We start from the raw sequence: 17,200 nt of genomic DNA, 5'->3' as shown, positions 1-17,200 counted from the left end.
TCAAATGGCGGGGATATTGGTAGACTCGTTTTGCTATATTTCCCCCGCCATACTGACTTTTATTTAACCACGTTATAAGAGAATGGTTAAGAAATTATTGATTGTCCGACATGCAGAATCAGGAGAGACCGACCATGGGTCAAAAGACATCGAAAGGTATCTAACCAGGTCAGGCCAAAGAGAGGCAGTTCATACCGGTATGTACATAAAACGCCATGATTTGATCCCCAACCTGATGGTTACCAGTGCGGCTGTCCGGGCGTTTCAAACTGCGCAGATTATAGCCGAACAAATCAAGTATCCGGCCGAGGAAATTCAGGAAGACCCGGAGCTGTACGACGCCTCGGTGAGAATTTTTTTAAGAATTGTGAATGAGCTGGATGTAAATTGCCAAAGTGTACTTTTTGTAGGACACAACCCCACCGTTAGTTATATGGCAGAGCTGCTGACAGGCGAAACTGTGGGAAACATGGAGCCGGGCAGTCTGGTTGAAATTCATTTCCCCATGGATTCATGGAAAGAGGTGTCGCAGAACACTGGCAAGCTGATCCAGTATATCACGCCGGGTCAGATTGAAGAAGACGAACACAAGCCGGACAACTAAATGCGGGAGCTTAATATACTTGTGGCTCCAAATGCCTTCAAAAGCGCCGCTACAGCCTTCGATATCGCTGAGGCCATCAAGAAAGGACTTCAAAAAAGTAAATGTCAGTCCAGAATAGTTTGCAAACCAATAGCCGATGGTGGCGATGGCACCTTGCCTATTCTAGTGGATGCGCTACAGGGGGAGATTTTCAAAAAGGAAGTATCGGGGCCGTTAGGAAGGAAGGTGATGGCACCTTTTGGATACATAGCCAGCAAGCAACTGGCAATCATTGAAATGGCTGATGCTTCTGGCCTGCGGTTGCTCTCAGAGACGGAAAGGAATGCCATGAAGGCAAGTAGTGCAGGCACAGGCGAACTGATGAAAGAGGCAATCGACCTGGGTGCTACACATATTATATTATGTATCGGCGGCAGTGCAACCACCGATGGCGGCATGGGCATACTCACTGCCCTTGGCTATAAATTCCTTAGCAGTAGTGGAGAAGGGCTCGCCGGATCGGGCGAAGCGCTTAAACACATAGTTCAGATTGTTGAGCCGGAAGGCTTAAAAAAATTGCATATAACTGTGCTGTGCGACGTGAGCAATCCCCTTCTGGGTGCTTCAGGGGCAGCTGCAGTTTACGGGCCGCAAAAGGGGGCGTCGCCGGAGCAGGTAGCTCAACTTGATAATGGACTGGCTCATTGGGCCAACCTTATCAGGCAGCATAGGGGGGTAGACGTCACTGGTGTGAAAGGAGGAGGGGCTGCCGGGGGTATTTCGGCGGGGCTGGTCGGCTGGATGGATGCTGAGCTGAGGCCGGGGGCCGAGTTTATACTGGAGCTTTTGGAAATGGACAAGGCAATCAAAGAAACTGATGTGGTGATCACGGCCGAAGGCAGCCTTGATGAGCAGACAGCGGAGGGCAAAGGGCCGTTTGCGCTGTTGGAAATGGCAGAGAAGCATCGCAAACCTGTAGTTGGATTGGCGGGACGTATTCCAGGGGAAATTCCCGATAGTGAGCTCAGAAGATTTTTGGCGCTACTGCCTGTAGGGAATCAGCCAGAGAGCCTGGAGACTGCAATGGCCAACACGCTTATTAATATAGAAAGAACGGCCTTCAACCTTGGGAACGTGCTGGCTTTGCAGCAGCTATAAGCTCAATAGTAAGTTTCTAAACTCCTCGGTGTCGTAGCTAGCCATGCCAAACTGCTGCACTTTCACCTGGCCATCGGGTGCTATCACAAAAGTGGTCGGAATCGACTGAGAATGAAAAACAGCTGGCAGCCCGCTCACCAGGGTATAGACCGGAAAAGTATACTCCTTCTTCTGAATAAATTTAATCGCCTTTTCTCGCTCATCGTCCAGCGAAATCATAACAAACACCACTTTGTCACTCCCCACTTTGTCGTAGAGGTCCTGGATTTCTGGCATTTCTGCTATGCAGGGAGGACACCAGGTTGCCCACAGATTGATGAAAACAGTTTTTCCCTTTAGCTCATTAAAAGAAGAAACTTTCCCATTTAGATCCTCTAGCTGAAATTGATAATCCGACTCGGTGAGCGACAGCGTACTTTCGGGCTCGCTGGGCGCCATGATGCCTGTCGCCAGAATACCTCTTTGCAATGTGCCGATGACTTCCGTATGCAGGCCAGTGAAATATAGCGTGGCCATAACTCCCAGAATTACAGCCCATTCAATAATTTCCCTTTTCTTTTTTTTATCCATTTTGCCTTAATTCATTAGAAGTCAGTAAGTTTTTAGTCTCCGCAGCAATCAATACAAAAAAAGTCTTCATTTGATTCCGAAAGCCTTTATTTTCGAGCCCTGTTTCGAGTAATTTCGAAGATCACTTTGAGCAAAACACGTATTTAACAGACCCTAATCAGAAGTCAAGGAAGACATGAGCCAGGCACATTACCTCAAAATCGCAGCTGAATTAAGCATTTCCCCAAAACAGGTCGTAGCTACCGCTGAGCTTCTCGACGAAGGCGGAACCGTTCCTTTTATTTCCAGGTACCGTAAAGAGAGGACAGGAAGCCTCGACGAAGTTTTTATTGCAAAAATACGTGACCGGATTGGGCAACTGCGTGACCTCGACAAAAGAAGGGAAGCCATCCTCAAGTCGATTGAGGAGCAGGGCAAGCTGACTGATGAGCTGAAAGCGCAAATTGATGCAGCAGAAACCATGTCGTCGCTGGAAGATATTTATCTGCCCTATAAGCCCAAGCGCCGCACCCGAGCCACCATTGCCAGAGAAAAGGGACTGGAGCCGCTGGCACTTTGGATCTTTGAAAGGCAAGCTGGTGAATTGGCAGGTGAGGCCGAAAAATACCTGGATGAAGAAAAAGGTGTGGCATCAGCCGAGGAGGCCTTGCAGGGAGCTCGTGACATTATTGCTGAAATAGTGAATGAAGACCCCGATGCCCGAAAGAAAATGAGGGAGCTGTTTAATCGCAGTGGCGTTGTTTACTCCAAAGTGATGAAAGGCAAAGAGGAAGAGGGACAGAAATATAAAGACTACTTTGAGTGGTCTGAGCCCCTTGGCAAGGTGCCATCTCACCGCCTGCTTGCGATGAGAAGAGGTGAAAAGGAGATGATACTTATGCTGGATATGTATCCGCCGGAGGAGGAAGCGACTTTGTTGCTTGAAAGACAGTTTGTGAAGGGCAGCAATCCCGTGGCCGATCAGGTGAAAGAAGCTGTCCATGATTCATATAAGCGCTTGCTGAAGCCTAGCATGGAAACTGAAGCACGGCTCGGGTCAAAAGACAAGGCTGATGTGGAGGCCATTAATGTGTTTGCCGAAAACTTGAAGCAACTGCTGATGGCTGCCCCGCTAGGGCAAAAGAGCATTCTTGCTGTCGACCCGGGATTCAGAACGGGGTGTAAAGTAGCTGCTTTGGACAGCCAGGGTAAGCTGCTGGACTTTGAGGCCATTTACCCTAACGAACCTCAAAAAGCTGTGCAAAAGGCGGCAGCCACGGTTGCCTACATGGTGGAGAAATATAAAATCCAGGCCGTAGCCATTGGAAACGGAACGGCAAGCAGAGAAACCGAGCAGTTTATCAAATCTATCGGGCTGCCTTCGCATGTGCTGGTGGCCATGGTGAACGAAAGTGGCGCCTCTATCTATTCTGCGTCGGATGTAGCCAGAGAAGAATTCCCCGATCAGGACGTGACTGTTCGTGGTGCAGTCTCCATTGGTCGCAGACTTATGGATCCGTTGGCTGAGCTGGTGAAGATAGATGCCAAGTCGATAGGCGTTGGCCAGTACCAGCACGACGTGGATCAAACAGAGCTAAAGAAGTCGCTGGACGATGTGGTGATGAGCTGTGTAAACGCTGTGGGCGTGGAACTGAACACAGCAAGCAAGCAGCTGCTGACCTACGTGTCGGGGCTGGGGCCACAACTGGCACAAAATATCGTTGAGTTCAGGAATGCTAATGGGCCTTTCAAAGACAGGGAGTCGCTGAAGAAAGTACCCCGCCTGGGCGACAAGGCTTACGAGCAGGCCGCTGGCTTCCTTCGCATCAGGGATGGCAAGAACGTACTGGACACCAGTGCAGTTCACCCGGAACGGTATAATTTGGTGGAGCAAATGGCAAAAGACCTTGGTTGTGGCGTTACTGATTTGATGACGAGCAATGAGCTTCGACGGAAATTAGATTTGAAAAAGTATGTATCTGAGGAGGTGGGGCTTCCTACTTTGACAGATATTATTGAGGAACTAGCCAAACCCGGTCGTGACCCCAGGGAGTCGTTCGAGGTATTCTCTTTTACTGACGGAGTGAATGAGATGGCCGACCTTAAAATGGGCATGAAGCTTCCGGGCATCGTCACCAACGTGACCAAGTTTGGTGCTTTTGTGGACATTGGAGTGCATCAGGACGGCCTGGTTCACATCAGTCACCTGGCCGATAAATTTATTAGCGATCCGTCGGAGGCGGTTAAGCTACAGCAGAAGGTAATGGTGACAGTGGTAGAAGTTGACCTCGCCAGAAAACGGATTGCCCTGTCGATGAAAGCCGATCCATTTGCCACAGGCCCTGCTCCCAGAAAGGCAAGTGATAAAAAAGACGAGCGACCAGAGCCAAGGAGGCAGGAGCGAAGAAGCTTTCAGCCTCAAAAACCACAGCAATCAGATGAGCCGGATGGAGATTTGCAGGCTCAGTTGGCTAAGCTGAGGGGAAAATTTGGGGGATGATTGAGTAGCGTCGAAACTTCCTTATTTTTTATACGTATAAATTTTTTATCTTTGTCGTATAAAATAATGGAAGTATGGACGCCAAGATCACTTTGAGTTTTGATGCAAGTGTTATTGCCTCAGCCAAAGCATTCGCCGAGGAGAATAATATTAGTCTGTCCAGGCTAACAGAATACCTCTACAGGCAAATGACATCCCGGCACTATCAGTCGCTCGAAGACCTGGAGGTAGCGAAGTGGGTGATGATGGTGGCAGATGGGCAGGCAGAATACAAAACTTCAAAGCCAAGAAAAGCGGCAAAAAAAGAGTACTACGAAAGCCGCAAAAAGAAGTGAAAACCCTGATAGATGCCAATGTATTGGTTGCGGTGCTCAATAAGGAATATCCAGTATTTTCCAATGCAGCGAGAGTGTTAAGTTTGGCGGGAAAGCAGGGTTTTGAATTGTATGCCACGCCGATGAGTCTCGCCATCGCTTTCTATTTTTCATCTAAGAAAAGTGGAGCAGTGCAAGCGAAGAAAAAGCTTGCCATTCTGAAAGAGCATATTCTCACGGCCGTTATTGATGATAACGCTGTTAATAGTGCTTTGACTAATAAAAGTATCCATGATTTTGAAGACGGCATGCAGTACTATGCTGCACTGGAAGTAGGGTGCCGGTGTATTGTGACTGAAGACAGAGATGATTTTTACTACTCCACGATAGATGTTGTGAGTTGTGAAGGGTTTTTAAAGAAGTATTATTTTAATACCTGACCATTGCAAAGGATGCCTTAGCTAATCGATTGGTTGTTAGTGTTTTTCTGCGAAATAATAGTTATCTTCTTGCATGAAAACCCACCCTAAGTTTTATCTGTCAGCTATGCTGCTGGCCTTTGCCATTTTCACTAGCTCGTTCAGGTTCCACGGTTTCAGTGCCGAAATAGCCAGCCTCTTGCTCGAGTCGGCGAACGACAAGCAGAAAGCCAAACTGCTCATGGCCTTCGACGATACCAAAAGATTTGATTGGGCGTATGTGCCTCCTTACCAGGTTGCCAGAAATGGGCTGCCGTTAAAAGAAATGGACGACAGTCAGAAAGACCTGGTGAATCAGCTATTAACTATGTCGCTCAGCGAAGCAGGCTACAAAAAGGTCAAAATGATCATGAGCCTGGAGGAAGTGCTGGCTGAGTTGGAAAACAACCCGAAGCGTGATCCGGAGATGTATTTCGTATCCATTTTCGGCAAGCCTGGAGGGAAAGAACCGTGGGCCTGGCAGTTCGACGGGCATCATATCTCTCTTCACTTCACAGTCGTAAATGGTGAGGTGTCTTACACACCAAGGTTTTTGGGATCTAACCCCGGTGAGGTGAAAAATGGCCCTAAGGAGGGCCTGCGGGTGCTTAACAGGGAAGAAGACCTGGCTTTCGAACTGTTGAATTCGCTGAAGGGAGCACAAAAGCAGCAAGCCGTTTTTAGTGGAAGCACTTTCAATGATATTGTGTCTAAGACTGTAGCGCAGGTAAAACCGCTTGACAGGGCAGGCATTGCCTATGATCAGCTTACGGATCAACAGAAAAATATGCTATGGGCAATCGTTGATGAATACCTGGCTGTGATGCCGGAAAAAGAAGCGAGGGCAAGAAAAAGCAACATACTGAAAGAAGACGTCAATCTCATTATGTTCGGGTGGGCAGGTAGCGATAAACCCGGTGCACCACATTATTACAGGATACAGGGGCTCTCTTTCCTGATTGAGTTTGATAACTCACAGGGTAACGGCAATCATATCCATACCGTTTGGCGAGATTTTGATGGTGACTTCGGGAGGGATTTGATCAAAGAGCACTATGTAAAGGTGAAGCACTAGAGCGATCAGCGTAGCATAAGCTCATATTTCTGCTCCATCAGGGGTTTGCCGAAATCCGAAAATGGCTTTTCCTCAGTCAGTCGAAAGCCATGCCGCTTGTACAACGAGGCAGCCGCAGGAAGCTCGTCCACGGTGAGAAGGTAAGACGATTCGTACCCGAGGCTGTTCAGTTCGTTCATATACAAATTCATTAGCTTCTTTCCCAGTCCGATACCCCGGTAGGGCTTTTCCATTATGAAGTACCTAAGCTGGGCTGCTTTGCCCCGGTGCATCAGCAGAAGAAACCCTATGATTTTTTCGTTGTGTTCACAAACCCACACCCGATCAAGGTTGGCGTCATATTGCTTGTAGAACTCTACAAAACTTTCGGCCACATAAGATTCGAAACCCAAACTGTAACCATACTCTTTCGAATAGATATCGCCGTGCATGTAGATCACATATCCTATGTCCCCTGGCCTCAGCTCAGTTCGTATGGTCACACTTTCAAGGGTGATGGCAGCTTTCATAAAGTCTTCGCTAAAATTGATTTTATGCTTTGGAGCTGAGTAGAAAGAAGGTCAATTTCTTTTCGGCTCAGTTTTTTCAGTAACAGCGCTATGTCGTCATGTGAGGCTTTGTCGAGCCTGGTAAACTCTCGTTGCCCGGCTGGCGATAGTGAAAGCAAAAACGCTCTGCCGTCTTCGTCCGACCTGGTTTTCTTCAAAAGGCCCTGCTTCAACAGCTTGTCGACTATCCTGCTCAGATAGCCCTCATCCATTTGCGTTTCTGCTTTTATATGCCTGGCAGTGCAGCTACCGACTATATTGATTTCGAACATGACCCGAGCCTCCGACAAAGAATAGGGGCTATCAAGTATGTGCTTGTCGAGCAGGCCAATGACACTGGTGTAAAACCTGTTGAAATCACGAACAATGCCTATTGCTTTTTCAGCTTCGATCATGTCGCCAAGTAAATGATAATACTTGACTTTGTCAAGTATTTAAATCCTTGTAAGGGAGCTAATGATTGATTGGTACTGGGGATATTCTTGAATCAGTTTGTTTCTTTCAGCCATTTCAAAGTCTTGAAAGTCAAAGCCCGGTGCCACTGTGCAGCCTACCAGGGAGAATTTTCCGCCAGCAGACACTCTGGAGGCAAACCAGCAGTTGGCAGGAACGACTGTCTGAGGCTTTTGGCCTGCTGAAAGATCCAGGCCAAGGCGAACCTCTTCAAGCATGCCACTTTGATCAATCATGTATACGGAAAGCGGGTCGCCATCGTAAAAGTGCCACGCTTCATCTGACTTTATGCGGTGAAATGCAGAAAAGTTGCCGGCTTCCAACAGGAAGTAAATGGCAGTGGAAATGCTCCTTTGACCAGCTTTGGTGGTGGTGACTTCAACACTTCTATATGTCTCTTTAAAATATCCGCCCTCAGGATGAGAGGCGAGGTTCAGTTGGTCTATGTAATAATTAGCGTTCCTGTTCATTCAATTTCCGGAATTAATTAATAAAAGCGTTTGCTACAACTAAACGATTAGTTTATCTTTCAGCATGAGAAACGCTGGCCTTCTTTTTCTACTGGCTATCTGCCTTTTTGCTTGCGAAGACAAGGAGGAGGCAGCGTTTGAAGCGTTTGAAAACGAAGATTTTGAACAATCTTTGGTAATTTTTAAAGAATTGTCAAGCCTTGATCCGCAAAACTGGTATCACCTCTACAACATTGCCCGAAGCCTTGAGGAACTGGGCAGGTACAATGAGGCTATTACCTGGTATGGGAAGTCGCTGAGATACAATGAAAAGGCCAATGAGATTTTGATAGCCAGGGCAAGGTGCCTGTTGAGAACAGACTATTTGGACGGAGCAAAAACCGACCTTTTTCGGGTGTTGCAGAGAGACGAGGAGAATTTTGAAGCAAATTATCTGATGGGGCGTGTGATGATGGCAGACAATGACCCATGGAGTGCTTTGAGCTACTATAACAAAGCCATAAAAAAGGATGACAGTGATGTTACACTGTTCTATCATCGGGCAATAGTGATGGGTACTGTCGGCAATGGATACATGGCCTTAAGGGATATTAACCACGTGATTTCTCAAAAGCCGGATTTCAACCAGGCCTATTTTAATAGAGGAATATTGCAAATGAGGGCGGGTAAATATGCAGAAGCCATTGAAGACTTTGATAGGGCAGAAGCACTTGCGTATGCCCCGGCCGACCTGTACGTCAGGCGAGCCGATTGTAAATCAAGCGTTGGGCTCAATAGCGCTGCCTGCACTGACTACAAAATAGCCTCAGATATGGATCCGAAGCACTACAAAAAGGTGTTTTTAGAAATGTGTGCAGTGTCTTCCAATTAGAGGCTTAGCCCCTAATCGGAATAACATGCAGTGAATTCAATCAATAGTCAGAGTATTCTGCAGGCACCAGGAACTTCGTCACATTCTTCGAAACATTGTTCTGATACTTGGGCATCGTTTTTAGCTTATCCCACTCCGGAGCAGCCGAAAATGCCTTCCAGTGCTCGTCTCTGCTCGCTTTGTTGTCAAAGGTGGTCATGTACATCAGGTTTGGCATGGTAGAACCAGAAATTACTTCTCCATAGAATACCGCATTGAATCCAAGCCTGTCGAAAAGGGTGACCTCTCCATCATTAAACATTTCTACTTTGTTTAGATGGATTTTTTCGGTAGCCGATTCGTAGCTCCTGAGCTCATATATTCGTTCACTTCTCGGGCCGGTGAGGTTCGGTGTTTTCATAAAGGGCATTCCGGTAAAAGCCTGAAGTAGGGTGCTCTCAATCCTGGCGTACGGAGGCTGGTTGTAGGCAGCGTTGATATATTCACTTCCAGCCGTTTGGTATTGTGCGTCCTTCGAAAGCGTATTGGCCAAGGCGCTGAATTGGTCGTATGAAGGAAATGGGATCAGCACATAGACCTTACGAACAGTGTCTGTCTCGCTAAGTTTGGTTTTAAATACGCCAATCGACTTGATATTGGCCCTGTGAAGCGCCGGGATAAAAGCTTCCTTTAAATACTTGTCAACCATTTTCTCCTGTGTATCAGAAGCAAGGGTATATACTTTTAGTTGGTAAAACTCCCTCTTCGACTTCTGAGCGAAGGAAGCGGATGAAAAGGCCACCAGAAAGGTGATAACTAATGCAATGCCTGAAATTTTCATCTTAGTGACGTTTAAGTGAGTATGAATTTTGGTAATCTAAGTTGCAATCTAATAACTCATGTCGTGGATTCATCAGTATTTAGCGAAATAGTGGGGTATTTTACATTTGTGGCAGAACATTTTTAACTTAGACTAAATTTTTGCTACCAATGAGAAAGTCTTGTGTATCTACCGCCACTATTATTTTATTTTTTTCGTTTGCCGTTTCGGCTCAGAAGTTAAAGTACAAAGATATCTTTCCTCTGATGCAAGCCTCTAAATGGGATGAAGCTGAACAACAACTGGATTTGTTTATCGCCGACCCCAAAAACAGCGAGGAAGCCAATGCTCATTACAGCCTGGGCAAAATACTTGAACGAAAGGCATTGTCTGAAAATATCGTTACCGATACTGCCCAGATGTTTGCCCACATCGATGCCGCTGATCTCCATTATAATAAGTCACTGAAGCTGATAGATGAAAAGGAGCTAAAGAAAAACGAAGAGTATTATCAGGAGTTCAACAGAAGGGATTTGAGAACTGGTGAGTTTGGGATCAAAGTTTCCGATGTTCATCTCGATATAGAAAACAAGGTAAAATCCCTGCAAGACAGAAGGAACAACGTCAGGGCTTTCCTAAGGGAGGCATCGGTGGCGAGAAAATTTTACGATGAGGCACAAGAAATACTGCAAAACTTTAAGATTGACTTCTCAAACCAGTCTTCCTTCCTCCTGGGGATGGACAAGGAAGTTGAGCAGGAGTTTGTGAAGCTCGAAGGAATTGTAAAAAACCTTGAGAGTGCCATTTCTAATGCTGAAGCGGCGCTTGCGAAGATACCGTCAGCCGGGCTTGCCCATACCCTTGCGAAAAACACGCTGTACGATCTGGCTGATTTCAGCAAAGGTTCTCTTGATCTTACCAGGGAAGGCAGCATTGGCTATTGGGATTTGAAGGCTTGGACAGAGATGACAAAATCTGAGCAGAAATCTAATATCGGCCCATTCAGGCAGGAGCTAATTGCTTATGATCGTGACCTGGTGGCAAAAAAGCAGGCCTTTGTTCAGAACCCATCTGGCATTAGCGGGCCCTTCGAATTTGATCCGACAATTTTGGCCAAAGTCAGAGGCTTTGGCGCAAATACCCTGACTGAGAAGGTGGTGAGTTTCAAAGTGGAAGAATTGAACTACCTTATTGAAAAACAGCCAAATGTGATGCCCGATAGCACTAAAGTCGACGACCTGTATATGGCTGTTTCAAACCTCGTTGACAGGCTGGATAAAATGAAAGAGTTTATTGCTATTGACAAACAAAAGGCTGAAGGAGGATTTCAGCGGAATCCTGTCTTTTTTACGAGTAGGTATGTTTCTCCCGACCAACTGCTGAGCTATGCAAACGAAAGGGAGAGCTTTGTTGATTCAGAGCTGAGCTTGTGGAGAAAGATAGCTGAGGGCTTGAGGAAGCGTAGAAATTGGTTGATTGCCCAAAATGGTGATTCGATTGCTTTGGCTGTAAAGGATAGTATTGCTAGCCCAACGGGGTTTAGCACAATACACATTGCAGACAGTGCTGGCCTTTATGTGACCGGGCTGAAGCTCGTAGGTAAAGATTTGAACTTTGTAGTGGCAAAGGCGACACCCGCCTACACTGTGGAGTGGATGTTGAACGAAAAGTTACCGACACCAAACAAAGACTTCTCCTATAAGCCTAAAAACGCCGGGCATGCCCCAACCGCTGATGGATTCAGGACTTTTTATATTCACTATCCACTGAAGGAAAAAACTCATCTTTTTATCACTACCGTCGACAATGCAGGGAAAGCGCTTTGGAAGGCTTCTCTCGACCTCGATCATCCACCGGTTTCGGTCTCTTTTAACAAAATGGTGATGGAGACGATCATTTACCTCGAAAAACCTGCAGGTGACCCAACTACCGATCTTGCCTATATAGTCATCGACAGAACCGGTAAAGTAAGGAAGTAGCCCTCTCTTGCGTTTTTGCCGCTTTTAAGCCTGCGAGTGTCAGGCTTTTTGTATTTTAACAGCTCCGAATATTATTCTGACAATACCCGCTAATTCCCTTCTTACAGTAGGTTTTACAGAGGCCTTGGATGCGATAATTCTGATTTTGAAATTGCATACGATTGAATTACTTTAAATTTAACAATTCCATAACTGAATGGTGTATATTTTATCATATATACAATATTTAACCAAATTTTGTAAAAATTTCAATTTTGCCGTAACATTGCCTTTGATAATCACCTTAAATCAAAGGTTTTTTTGCAAATCACTTAGTAACTGGTTCAAAATTAAACTTAACTATTATGTCAAAATCCAAACTAGAGTACATTTGGCTGGACGGATACAAGCCTACTCAAAGTTTAAGAAGTAAAACTAAAATCGTTGATGGTTTTAGCGGTAAGCTTGAGGACGCCCCGATGTGGTCATTTGATGGAAGTTCAACAGAGCAAGCTCTTGGCGGCTCCTCAGATTGTTTATTAAAACCTGTCTTCGTTTGTCCTGATCCTGCTATTGAAAATGGATACCTTGTGATGACCGAAGTTCTCAATGCCGATGGAACCGCTCATGTTACCAACGGCAGAGCAACGATTGATGATTCTGATGACGATTTCTGGTTCGGATTTGAGCAAGAGTATTTCCTTATGGATCCTGAAACTGGCAAGCCAGTTGGATTCCCTGCTGGAGGCTATCCTGCTCCACAGGGACCTTACTATTGTGGTGTAGGTGGCAAAAACGTCTTTGGTAGAGAGTTTAAGGACGAGCACCTTGATTTGTGTTTAGCCGCCGGTCTAAATGTTGAAGGAACCAATGGTGAAGTTGCTGCAGGTCAGTGGGAATGGCAAATTTTTGCCAAAGGAGCCACGCAGGCTGGAGATGAAGTGTGGGTTGCAAGATTTCTTATGGAAAGACTTTCTGAGAAGTATGGCTTGTACATTGAGTACCATCCTAAGCCACTTGGTCAGCTTGACTGGAATGGCTCAGGCATGCACGCAAACTTCTCTAATACCTACCTCAGAACCGCTGGCTCCAGAGAGAAGGTGGAGAAAGTTTGTGAGGCTTTCAGAGGTGTGGTGAAGGAGCATATTGCGGTATATGGTGCTTACAACGATCAGCGTTTGACAGGTAAGCATGAAACTGCTTCTATCAATGATTTCTCTTATGGTGTTTCTGATAGAGGTGCTTCCATTCGTATTCCGGTTTATACCGCAACTCATGGATGGAGTGGTTACCTGGAAGACAGAAGACCAGCGTCAAATGCAGATCCCTACAAAGTAGCAGCGAGAATTATCAAAACTGTTAAAACTGTGAAATAAGGTTTCAATACCTATTTCCTTTAGAATAATGGCCTCCTGATTTCAGGAGGCTTTTTTTTTGCCTCATCATGGCTGGTTTCTACCACAGTGAAGCTTTTTTTTGCGGTCACTCATTGGCTCCCATGGCATTGATTCTACCGATTGATTCCCCGACATTTTATTCTGGTTGTCGAAGTTTTGAATTGAAGCATATTAACCACTTAATATTCTGAGATTCTTCCAGGGCTCGAAACTAAAGCTAGATGTACTGGTTTTCAGGCGAAATAATTATTTGTGGGTGTGACAATTAGCAGATCGGTTTTAGGCATCGTTTCCATCGGGTAATATTTTGATAAATTGCCAATAAAGCACCATGTTTAATGTGATTTTTTTAAAAATAACCCATTTTTTGAATATATCATAATGTAAAACCTCTATTGTTATGAATGTGTTAAAATCAGCGGTCGTACGGGTGACATTAGTAGCAATGATTTTAATAAATGTAAAAATGGACTTTTACTTGGGTAAAAAATGAACTGAAAAATGAATGATTTGCAATTTTTGATATAAAATTGGGTCAAAATTGAATCACTAGTCATTAACTATTGAAAATTATTCATTCAAATACATTTAAACCTAACACTAACAAGTAGTAGTATGATGAAAGTCTTTACACCCGTTCTTGCTTACGTTAGCTCAGCTCAGGACTCCTTGGCAGTCGACAGTGCTGTGGCTGAAGTGGCCGAGGCTACCATGGTGGTTGCCTCTGAAACCGCAGCTGAAGTTGTGGATTACAGCACACAGATTGCTGATGTATTGTTAACATCCAACAACATTTGGATGATGCTGGCAACTGCATTGGTATTTATTATGCACCTTGGATTTGCCGGGGTAGAAACTGGGTTTTCTCAGGCAAAGAATACGGTCAACATCCTATTCAAAAACACAATCACACCTATTATAGGGATTCTTACCTATGCAGTGTGCGGATTCTTCCTTATGTACCCAGGATTTGACGTGCCTGGCTGGTTTGCTTTTGATGGAGCCGGCTGGTCAATGTTCTGGTTTTCTCCAGCAGACGCTGACGTGACAACAGGCTACGCAGATGGCGGCTACACCTACTGGACCGACTTCTTGTTTCAGGCCATGTTCGCTGCTACTGCTGCAACTATAGTATCTGGAGCCGTTGCAGAGCGTATCAAGATTTCGACTTATTTGATTTTCACTGTTATCTATGTGGGGCTTGTGTATCCATTAATCGGCTCATGGAAATGGGGCGGTGGTGCGCTTGACGACATGGGCTTTTATGACTTTGCTGGTTCTACACTTGTTCACTCTGTAGGTGGATGGGGAGCGTTGGCTGGTATTATACTTCTCGGGCCTCGTATTGGCAAGTATGTTGACGGCAAAGTGGTCGACAAGCCAGGTGCCAGTGTGCCTCTTGCAGTTATTGGTGTATTCATGTTGTGGCTGGGCTGGTTTGGTTTCAACGGCGGTTCTGTGTTGTCTGCTGATCCCGGACTGGTTTCATTCGTTCTGGTTACCACTTCATTGGCAGCTTGTACTGGCGGTATCGGTGGTTTCATCGGTGGCTACCTTCTGTTCAAGAGACTTGATATTGGTATGATGCTAAATGGTATCCTGGCTGGCCTTGTAGGCATCACGGCAGGTGCTGATGTGATTAACCCGGGTTGGGCACTCTTTGTAGGTCTTGTGGCTGGTATCGCTGTAGTGTACTCAGTTGTACTTCTTGACAAACTGAAACTGGATGACGTAGTGGGTGCAGTCTCTGTTCACCTTGTTTGCGGTATATGGGGCACACTTGCGGTGGGTCTGTTCTCTACAAATCCTGAGCACACTTTCTGGATTCAGCTTAAAGGAGTAGTTATCTGTGGTCTGGCTGCGTTTACTGCTGCCTTCCTGATCTTCTTCATTCTTAAGAAAACATTTGGTATCAGAGTATCTGAAGAGCATGAGAAGTCTGGTCTTGATAGCCATGAGCATGGTATCAGAGGTTACACTATCATCTATCCTGATTGATAATCGATCGAAACTCACAATAAAAAAAGAGGCCTCCTTGCTTGCGGCGGCAACCTAACGAGCAAGAGAGGCCTTATCCAAAAACTTTAAAAAAACAGATTAAAGCTTATGAACACTTTTACAAAATTACTATTCCGTGGCGTATTCGCTACCATTTTTACACTATCATTATCTGTGAGCGCTTTTGCTCAGGAAGAAGAGGAAGACGATGCTCCACTTTCAATTTCCGGTTCAATCGACACTTATGTAAGAACAGCGCCAGGTTATGAAGGTGCTGCCCCAGGTACTTCATTCGCCAATGGCAACGGCTTTTCAATGGGTATGCTTGATTTGATCGTTTCTAAGGAAGTTGGAAAGGTAGGATTTGTAGGTAACGTTGTTTTCGGCCCACGTGGTCAGGAAGCAGCCTTTGGTGCCCCAACCGGCTTACAATTTGTCAATCAGCTTTACGGCTACTGGAATGTAAGTGACAAAGTGAAGCTGACAATGGGTGCCTTTAATACCTACCTTGGGTATGAAGTGATTTCTCCAACAGCGAACTTCAACTATACCACTTCTTACATGTTCTCATGGGGACCTTTCAACCAGGCTGGTTTGAAGGCAGATTTCGCCCTTTCTGATAATTTCAGCTTGATGCTAGCGGTAATGAACCCAACAGATGTTTTGGAAACTAACACTTTTGGGAATCACCTGACTGCTGGACTACAACTGGGTTACTCAGGTGACTTTGGAAGCATTTACTTGAATTCACGTTATGGTGACTACAGCGGAAAATTGTTCCAGGGTGATATTACGGCTGGTTTCGATATCTCAGATGCTTTCTTCCTTGGTGTGAACGCCACAGTACTTGAAGACGATGGCGCTGGATTCTCAGGTGTTGCGCTTTATCCTCAAATTGGTGTTTCAGATAATTTCTCTATCGGCGTTCGTGGCGAGTATTTCGCAGTTAAAGGTGCTTACCTTGGCGGAATTGGTGCTGGCCCTATCGGTTACGATACTAATGGAGACGGTAGTGTTATCGATTTGACGCTTAGCGGAAACATTTCAGTAGGTAAACTGACTTTCATTCCTGAAGTTCGTATTGATGCTACTTCAGAAGACACTTATGTAAACAAAGACGGTGAAGCAGGCAAGTCATTGCCTTCGCTACTATTTGCAGCAATCTATTCTTTCTAAATTATTTAGTGATATCAGTTAATAGAAGGCCCGTGAAAGCGGGCTTTCATTGTTTCAAGGGGTTGCTATTTGGTTGGCAACATGCAATAAGTGACATGCCACAATGCCAGCTGTTTCAGTTCTCAGTACTGACTCTCCCAGGCTCACAGTCAAAAAGCCTTTGGAAATAGCCTGGTCTATTTCGGCAGCTGAGAAGTCTCCCTCGGGGCCGATCAATATCAAGTAGGAGGAATGCTTCTTCACTTTTGCTATCAGGTAGTTTTCTATGGGCTGGTCGGCAATAGCTACAAAGTTTTGCCTTCCCTCTTGAGCTGTTTGTATTAATTCATCCAGTTTAACCAAACCGTTCAGTTTTGCTTTAATGAAGTTCTTAGATTGCTTCAATGCGCTGATGGTGATTTTCTCTGCTCTTTCCAGCTTCAGTTTGGTTCGCACCGAATGCTCGCATTCAACAAATGTGATTTCATCCACACCCAGCTCGCACACTTTTTCCAGAAACCATTCAATTCTGTCGGGCTGCTTTGTTGGTGCAATGGCAATGTGAATGTGATAAGGCCTGGAAAAACTTTCCACACTCAATACCTCCAGTTGAGCAACTCCCGGTTGATCGTTGACAATTCGGCATAGAAAGCGCTCACCCATTCCGTTGGTGAAATAAACCTGGTCGCCTTTCTTGTGCCTTAGTACTTTCAGGCAATGTTGCGACTCTTCCCTGTCGAGTGTAACGATGTCGTTGACGGAGGATTTTTGAGGATGATAGAAAATGTGCATAGTGTTATCTTGGGGATGCAAAATACATTGCCTGGAATTAAGCATCAAAGAATTCAATGCGACGGCTGTAATTTGGTCAAATCGTTCATCAGGATCAAAAAATGATTAATTTCGAAGTTGGC

The 17,200-nt window shown here is 45.4% G+C and carries 17 protein-coding genes; 11 read left to right on the top strand and 6 right to left on the bottom strand.

Annotated elements, in window-relative coordinates; genetic code table 11:
* Positions 1-82: 82 nt before the first annotated feature.
* Both RT717_RS17030 and RT717_RS17025 read left to right on the top strand, forming a co-directional pair.
* Positions 83-604, top strand: coding sequence for a SixA phosphatase family protein (locus RT717_RS17030; protein ID WP_317487588.1), 522 nt, complete (start codon positions 83-85; stop codon positions 602-604).
* Entirely contained in the window at positions 605-1,741 is a 1,137-nt protein-coding gene (locus RT717_RS17025) for a glycerate kinase (protein WP_317487587.1), read from the top strand. It begins immediately after the preceding gene.
* On the opposite strand, the gene RT717_RS17020 is transcribed toward RT717_RS17025, so the two are convergent.
* Positions 1,736-2,311: a TlpA family protein disulfide reductase gene (locus tag RT717_RS17020; protein ID WP_317487586.1), complete on the bottom strand. Its 576-nt coding sequence runs from the start codon at positions 2,309-2,311 to the stop codon at positions 1,736-1,738. The genes RT717_RS17025 and RT717_RS17020 overlap by 6 nt on opposite strands.
* Positions 2,312-2,486: 175 nt before the next feature.
* Here RT717_RS17020 and RT717_RS17015 point away from each other — a divergent pair, with 175 nt between their 5' ends.
* From RT717_RS17015 to RT717_RS17000, 4 genes are all read left to right on the top strand, one after another.
* A complete protein-coding gene (locus RT717_RS17015) occupies positions 2,487-4,790 on the top strand; it encodes a Tex family protein (RefSeq protein WP_317487585.1) in 2,304 nt (767 codons plus the stop codon).
* Positions 4,791-4,864: 74 nt separating this feature from the next.
* The gene (locus RT717_RS17010; protein WP_317487584.1) at positions 4,865-5,125 is read left to right on the top strand and encodes a DUF6364 family protein; all 261 of its coding nucleotides are present in this window, start codon (positions 4,865-4,867) and stop codon (positions 5,123-5,125) included.
* Positions 5,122-5,544, top strand: a complete 423-nt coding sequence (locus tag RT717_RS17005; protein ID WP_317487583.1) for a type II toxin-antitoxin system VapC family toxin — start codon at positions 5,122-5,124, stop codon at positions 5,542-5,544. The genes RT717_RS17010 and RT717_RS17005 overlap by 4 nt, the downstream gene beginning before the upstream one ends.
* A gap of 73 nt (positions 5,545-5,617) precedes the next feature.
* Entirely contained in the window at positions 5,618-6,637 is a 1,020-nt protein-coding gene (locus tag RT717_RS17000; protein WP_317487582.1) for a DUF3500 domain-containing protein, read from the top strand.
* Between the two features lie 5 nt (positions 6,638-6,642).
* Here the strand turns inward: RT717_RS17000 and RT717_RS16995 are convergent, their stop codons facing one another.
* The 3 genes from RT717_RS16995 to RT717_RS16985 are packed head-to-tail and all read right to left on the bottom strand — an operon-like array spanning position 6,643 to position 8,108.
* Entirely contained in the window at positions 6,643-7,146 is a 504-nt protein-coding gene (locus tag RT717_RS16995) for a GNAT family N-acetyltransferase (RefSeq protein ID WP_317487581.1), read from the bottom strand.
* On the bottom strand, positions 7,143-7,580 hold the full coding sequence (locus RT717_RS16990; protein ID WP_317487580.1) for a MarR family winged helix-turn-helix transcriptional regulator: 438 nt from the start codon (positions 7,578-7,580) through the stop codon (positions 7,143-7,145). The genes RT717_RS16995 and RT717_RS16990 overlap by 4 nt, the downstream gene beginning before the upstream one ends.
* A 39-nt stretch (positions 7,581-7,619) precedes the next feature.
* Complete coding sequence (locus RT717_RS16985) at positions 7,620-8,108, bottom strand: cupin domain-containing protein (RefSeq protein ID WP_317487579.1); 489 nt, start codon at positions 8,106-8,108, stop codon at positions 7,620-7,622.
* A gap of 64 nt (positions 8,109-8,172) precedes the next feature.
* Between RT717_RS16985 and RT717_RS16980 the strand changes: the two genes are divergently transcribed.
* Positions 8,173-8,979: a tetratricopeptide repeat protein gene (locus RT717_RS16980; protein WP_317487578.1), complete on the top strand. Its 807-nt coding sequence runs from the start codon at positions 8,173-8,175 to the stop codon at positions 8,977-8,979.
* 40 nt (positions 8,980-9,019) lie between these two features.
* Here the strand turns inward: RT717_RS16980 and RT717_RS16975 are convergent, their stop codons facing one another.
* Positions 9,020-9,799, bottom strand: a complete 780-nt coding sequence (locus RT717_RS16975; RefSeq protein ID WP_317487577.1) for an NIPSNAP family protein — start codon at positions 9,797-9,799, stop codon at positions 9,020-9,022.
* Positions 9,800-9,948: 149 nt separating this feature from the next.
* On the opposite strand from RT717_RS16975, the gene RT717_RS16970 reads away from it, so the two are divergent.
* From RT717_RS16970 to RT717_RS16955, 4 genes are all read left to right on the top strand, one after another.
* The gene (locus RT717_RS16970; RefSeq protein ID WP_317487576.1) at positions 9,949-11,757 is read left to right on the top strand and encodes a hypothetical protein; all 1,809 of its coding nucleotides are present in this window, start codon (positions 9,949-9,951) and stop codon (positions 11,755-11,757) included.
* 344 nt (positions 11,758-12,101) lie between these two features.
* Entirely contained in the window at positions 12,102-13,112 is a 1,011-nt protein-coding gene (locus RT717_RS16965) for a glutamine synthetase beta-grasp domain-containing protein (RefSeq protein ID WP_317487575.1), read from the top strand.
* 732 nt (positions 13,113-13,844) lie between these two features.
* Positions 13,845-15,131, top strand: coding sequence for an ammonium transporter (locus RT717_RS16960; protein WP_394854137.1), 1,287 nt, complete (start codon positions 13,845-13,847; stop codon positions 15,129-15,131).
* A gap of 108 nt (positions 15,132-15,239) precedes the next feature.
* Positions 15,240-16,307 (top strand): outer membrane beta-barrel protein, encoded by a 1,068-nt coding sequence (locus RT717_RS16955; RefSeq protein ID WP_317487573.1) that lies wholly within the window; start codon positions 15,240-15,242, stop codon positions 16,305-16,307.
* 54 nt (positions 16,308-16,361) lie between these two features.
* Here the strand turns inward: RT717_RS16955 and RT717_RS16950 are convergent, their stop codons facing one another.
* Entirely contained in the window at positions 16,362-17,078 is a 717-nt protein-coding gene (locus RT717_RS16950; protein ID WP_317487572.1) for an RsmE family RNA methyltransferase, read from the bottom strand.
* Positions 17,079-17,200: the final 122 nt, after the last annotated feature.

This window comes from Imperialibacter roseus (assembly GCF_032999765.1).
Taxonomy (GTDB): Bacteria; Bacteroidota; Bacteroidia; order Cytophagales; family Cyclobacteriaceae; genus Imperialibacter; species Imperialibacter roseus.
This window is presented reverse-complemented; position numbering and strand designations above follow the sequence as displayed.

Excerpts from the sequence above, each read along its gene's own strand:
- RT717_RS17030 (WP_317487588.1), top strand. The coding sequence starts at position 83 with ATGGTTAAGAAATTATTGATTGTCCGACATGCAGAATCAGGAGAGACC.
- RT717_RS17025 (WP_317487587.1), top strand. The coding sequence starts at position 605 with ATGCGGGAGCTTAATATACTTGTGGCTCCAAATGCCTTCAAAAGCGCC.
- RT717_RS17020 (WP_317487586.1), bottom strand. The coding sequence starts at position 2,311 with ATGGATAAAAAAAAGAAAAGGGAAATTATTGAATGGGCTGTAATTCTG.
- RT717_RS17015 (WP_317487585.1), top strand. The coding sequence starts at position 2,487 with ATGAGCCAGGCACATTACCTCAAAATCGCAGCTGAATTAAGCATTTCC.
- RT717_RS17010 (WP_317487584.1), top strand. The coding sequence starts at position 4,865 with ATGGACGCCAAGATCACTTTGAGTTTTGATGCAAGTGTTATTGCCTCA.
- RT717_RS17000 (WP_317487582.1), top strand. The coding sequence starts at position 5,618 with ATGAAAACCCACCCTAAGTTTTATCTGTCAGCTATGCTGCTGGCCTTT.
- RT717_RS16995 (WP_317487581.1), bottom strand. The coding sequence starts at position 7,146 with ATGAAAGCTGCCATCACCCTTGAAAGTGTGACCATACGAACTGAGCTG.
- RT717_RS16990 (WP_317487580.1), bottom strand. The coding sequence starts at position 7,580 with ATGATCGAAGCTGAAAAAGCAATAGGCATTGTTCGTGATTTCAACAGG.
- RT717_RS16985 (WP_317487579.1), bottom strand. The coding sequence starts at position 8,108 with ATGAACAGGAACGCTAATTATTACATAGACCAACTGAACCTCGCCTCT.
- RT717_RS16980 (WP_317487578.1), top strand. The coding sequence starts at position 8,173 with ATGAGAAACGCTGGCCTTCTTTTTCTACTGGCTATCTGCCTTTTTGCT.
- RT717_RS16975 (WP_317487577.1), bottom strand. The coding sequence starts at position 9,799 with ATGAAAATTTCAGGCATTGCATTAGTTATCACCTTTCTGGTGGCCTTT.
- RT717_RS16970 (WP_317487576.1), top strand. The coding sequence starts at position 9,949 with ATGAGAAAGTCTTGTGTATCTACCGCCACTATTATTTTATTTTTTTCG.
- RT717_RS16965 (WP_317487575.1), top strand. The coding sequence starts at position 12,102 with ATGTCAAAATCCAAACTAGAGTACATTTGGCTGGACGGATACAAGCCT.
- RT717_RS16960 (WP_394854137.1), top strand. The coding sequence starts at position 13,845 with ATGGTGGTTGCCTCTGAAACCGCAGCTGAAGTTGTGGATTACAGCACA.
- RT717_RS16955 (WP_317487573.1), top strand. The coding sequence starts at position 15,240 with ATGAACACTTTTACAAAATTACTATTCCGTGGCGTATTCGCTACCATT.
- RT717_RS16950 (WP_317487572.1), bottom strand. The coding sequence starts at position 17,078 with ATGCACATTTTCTATCATCCTCAAAAATCCTCCGTCAACGACATCGTT.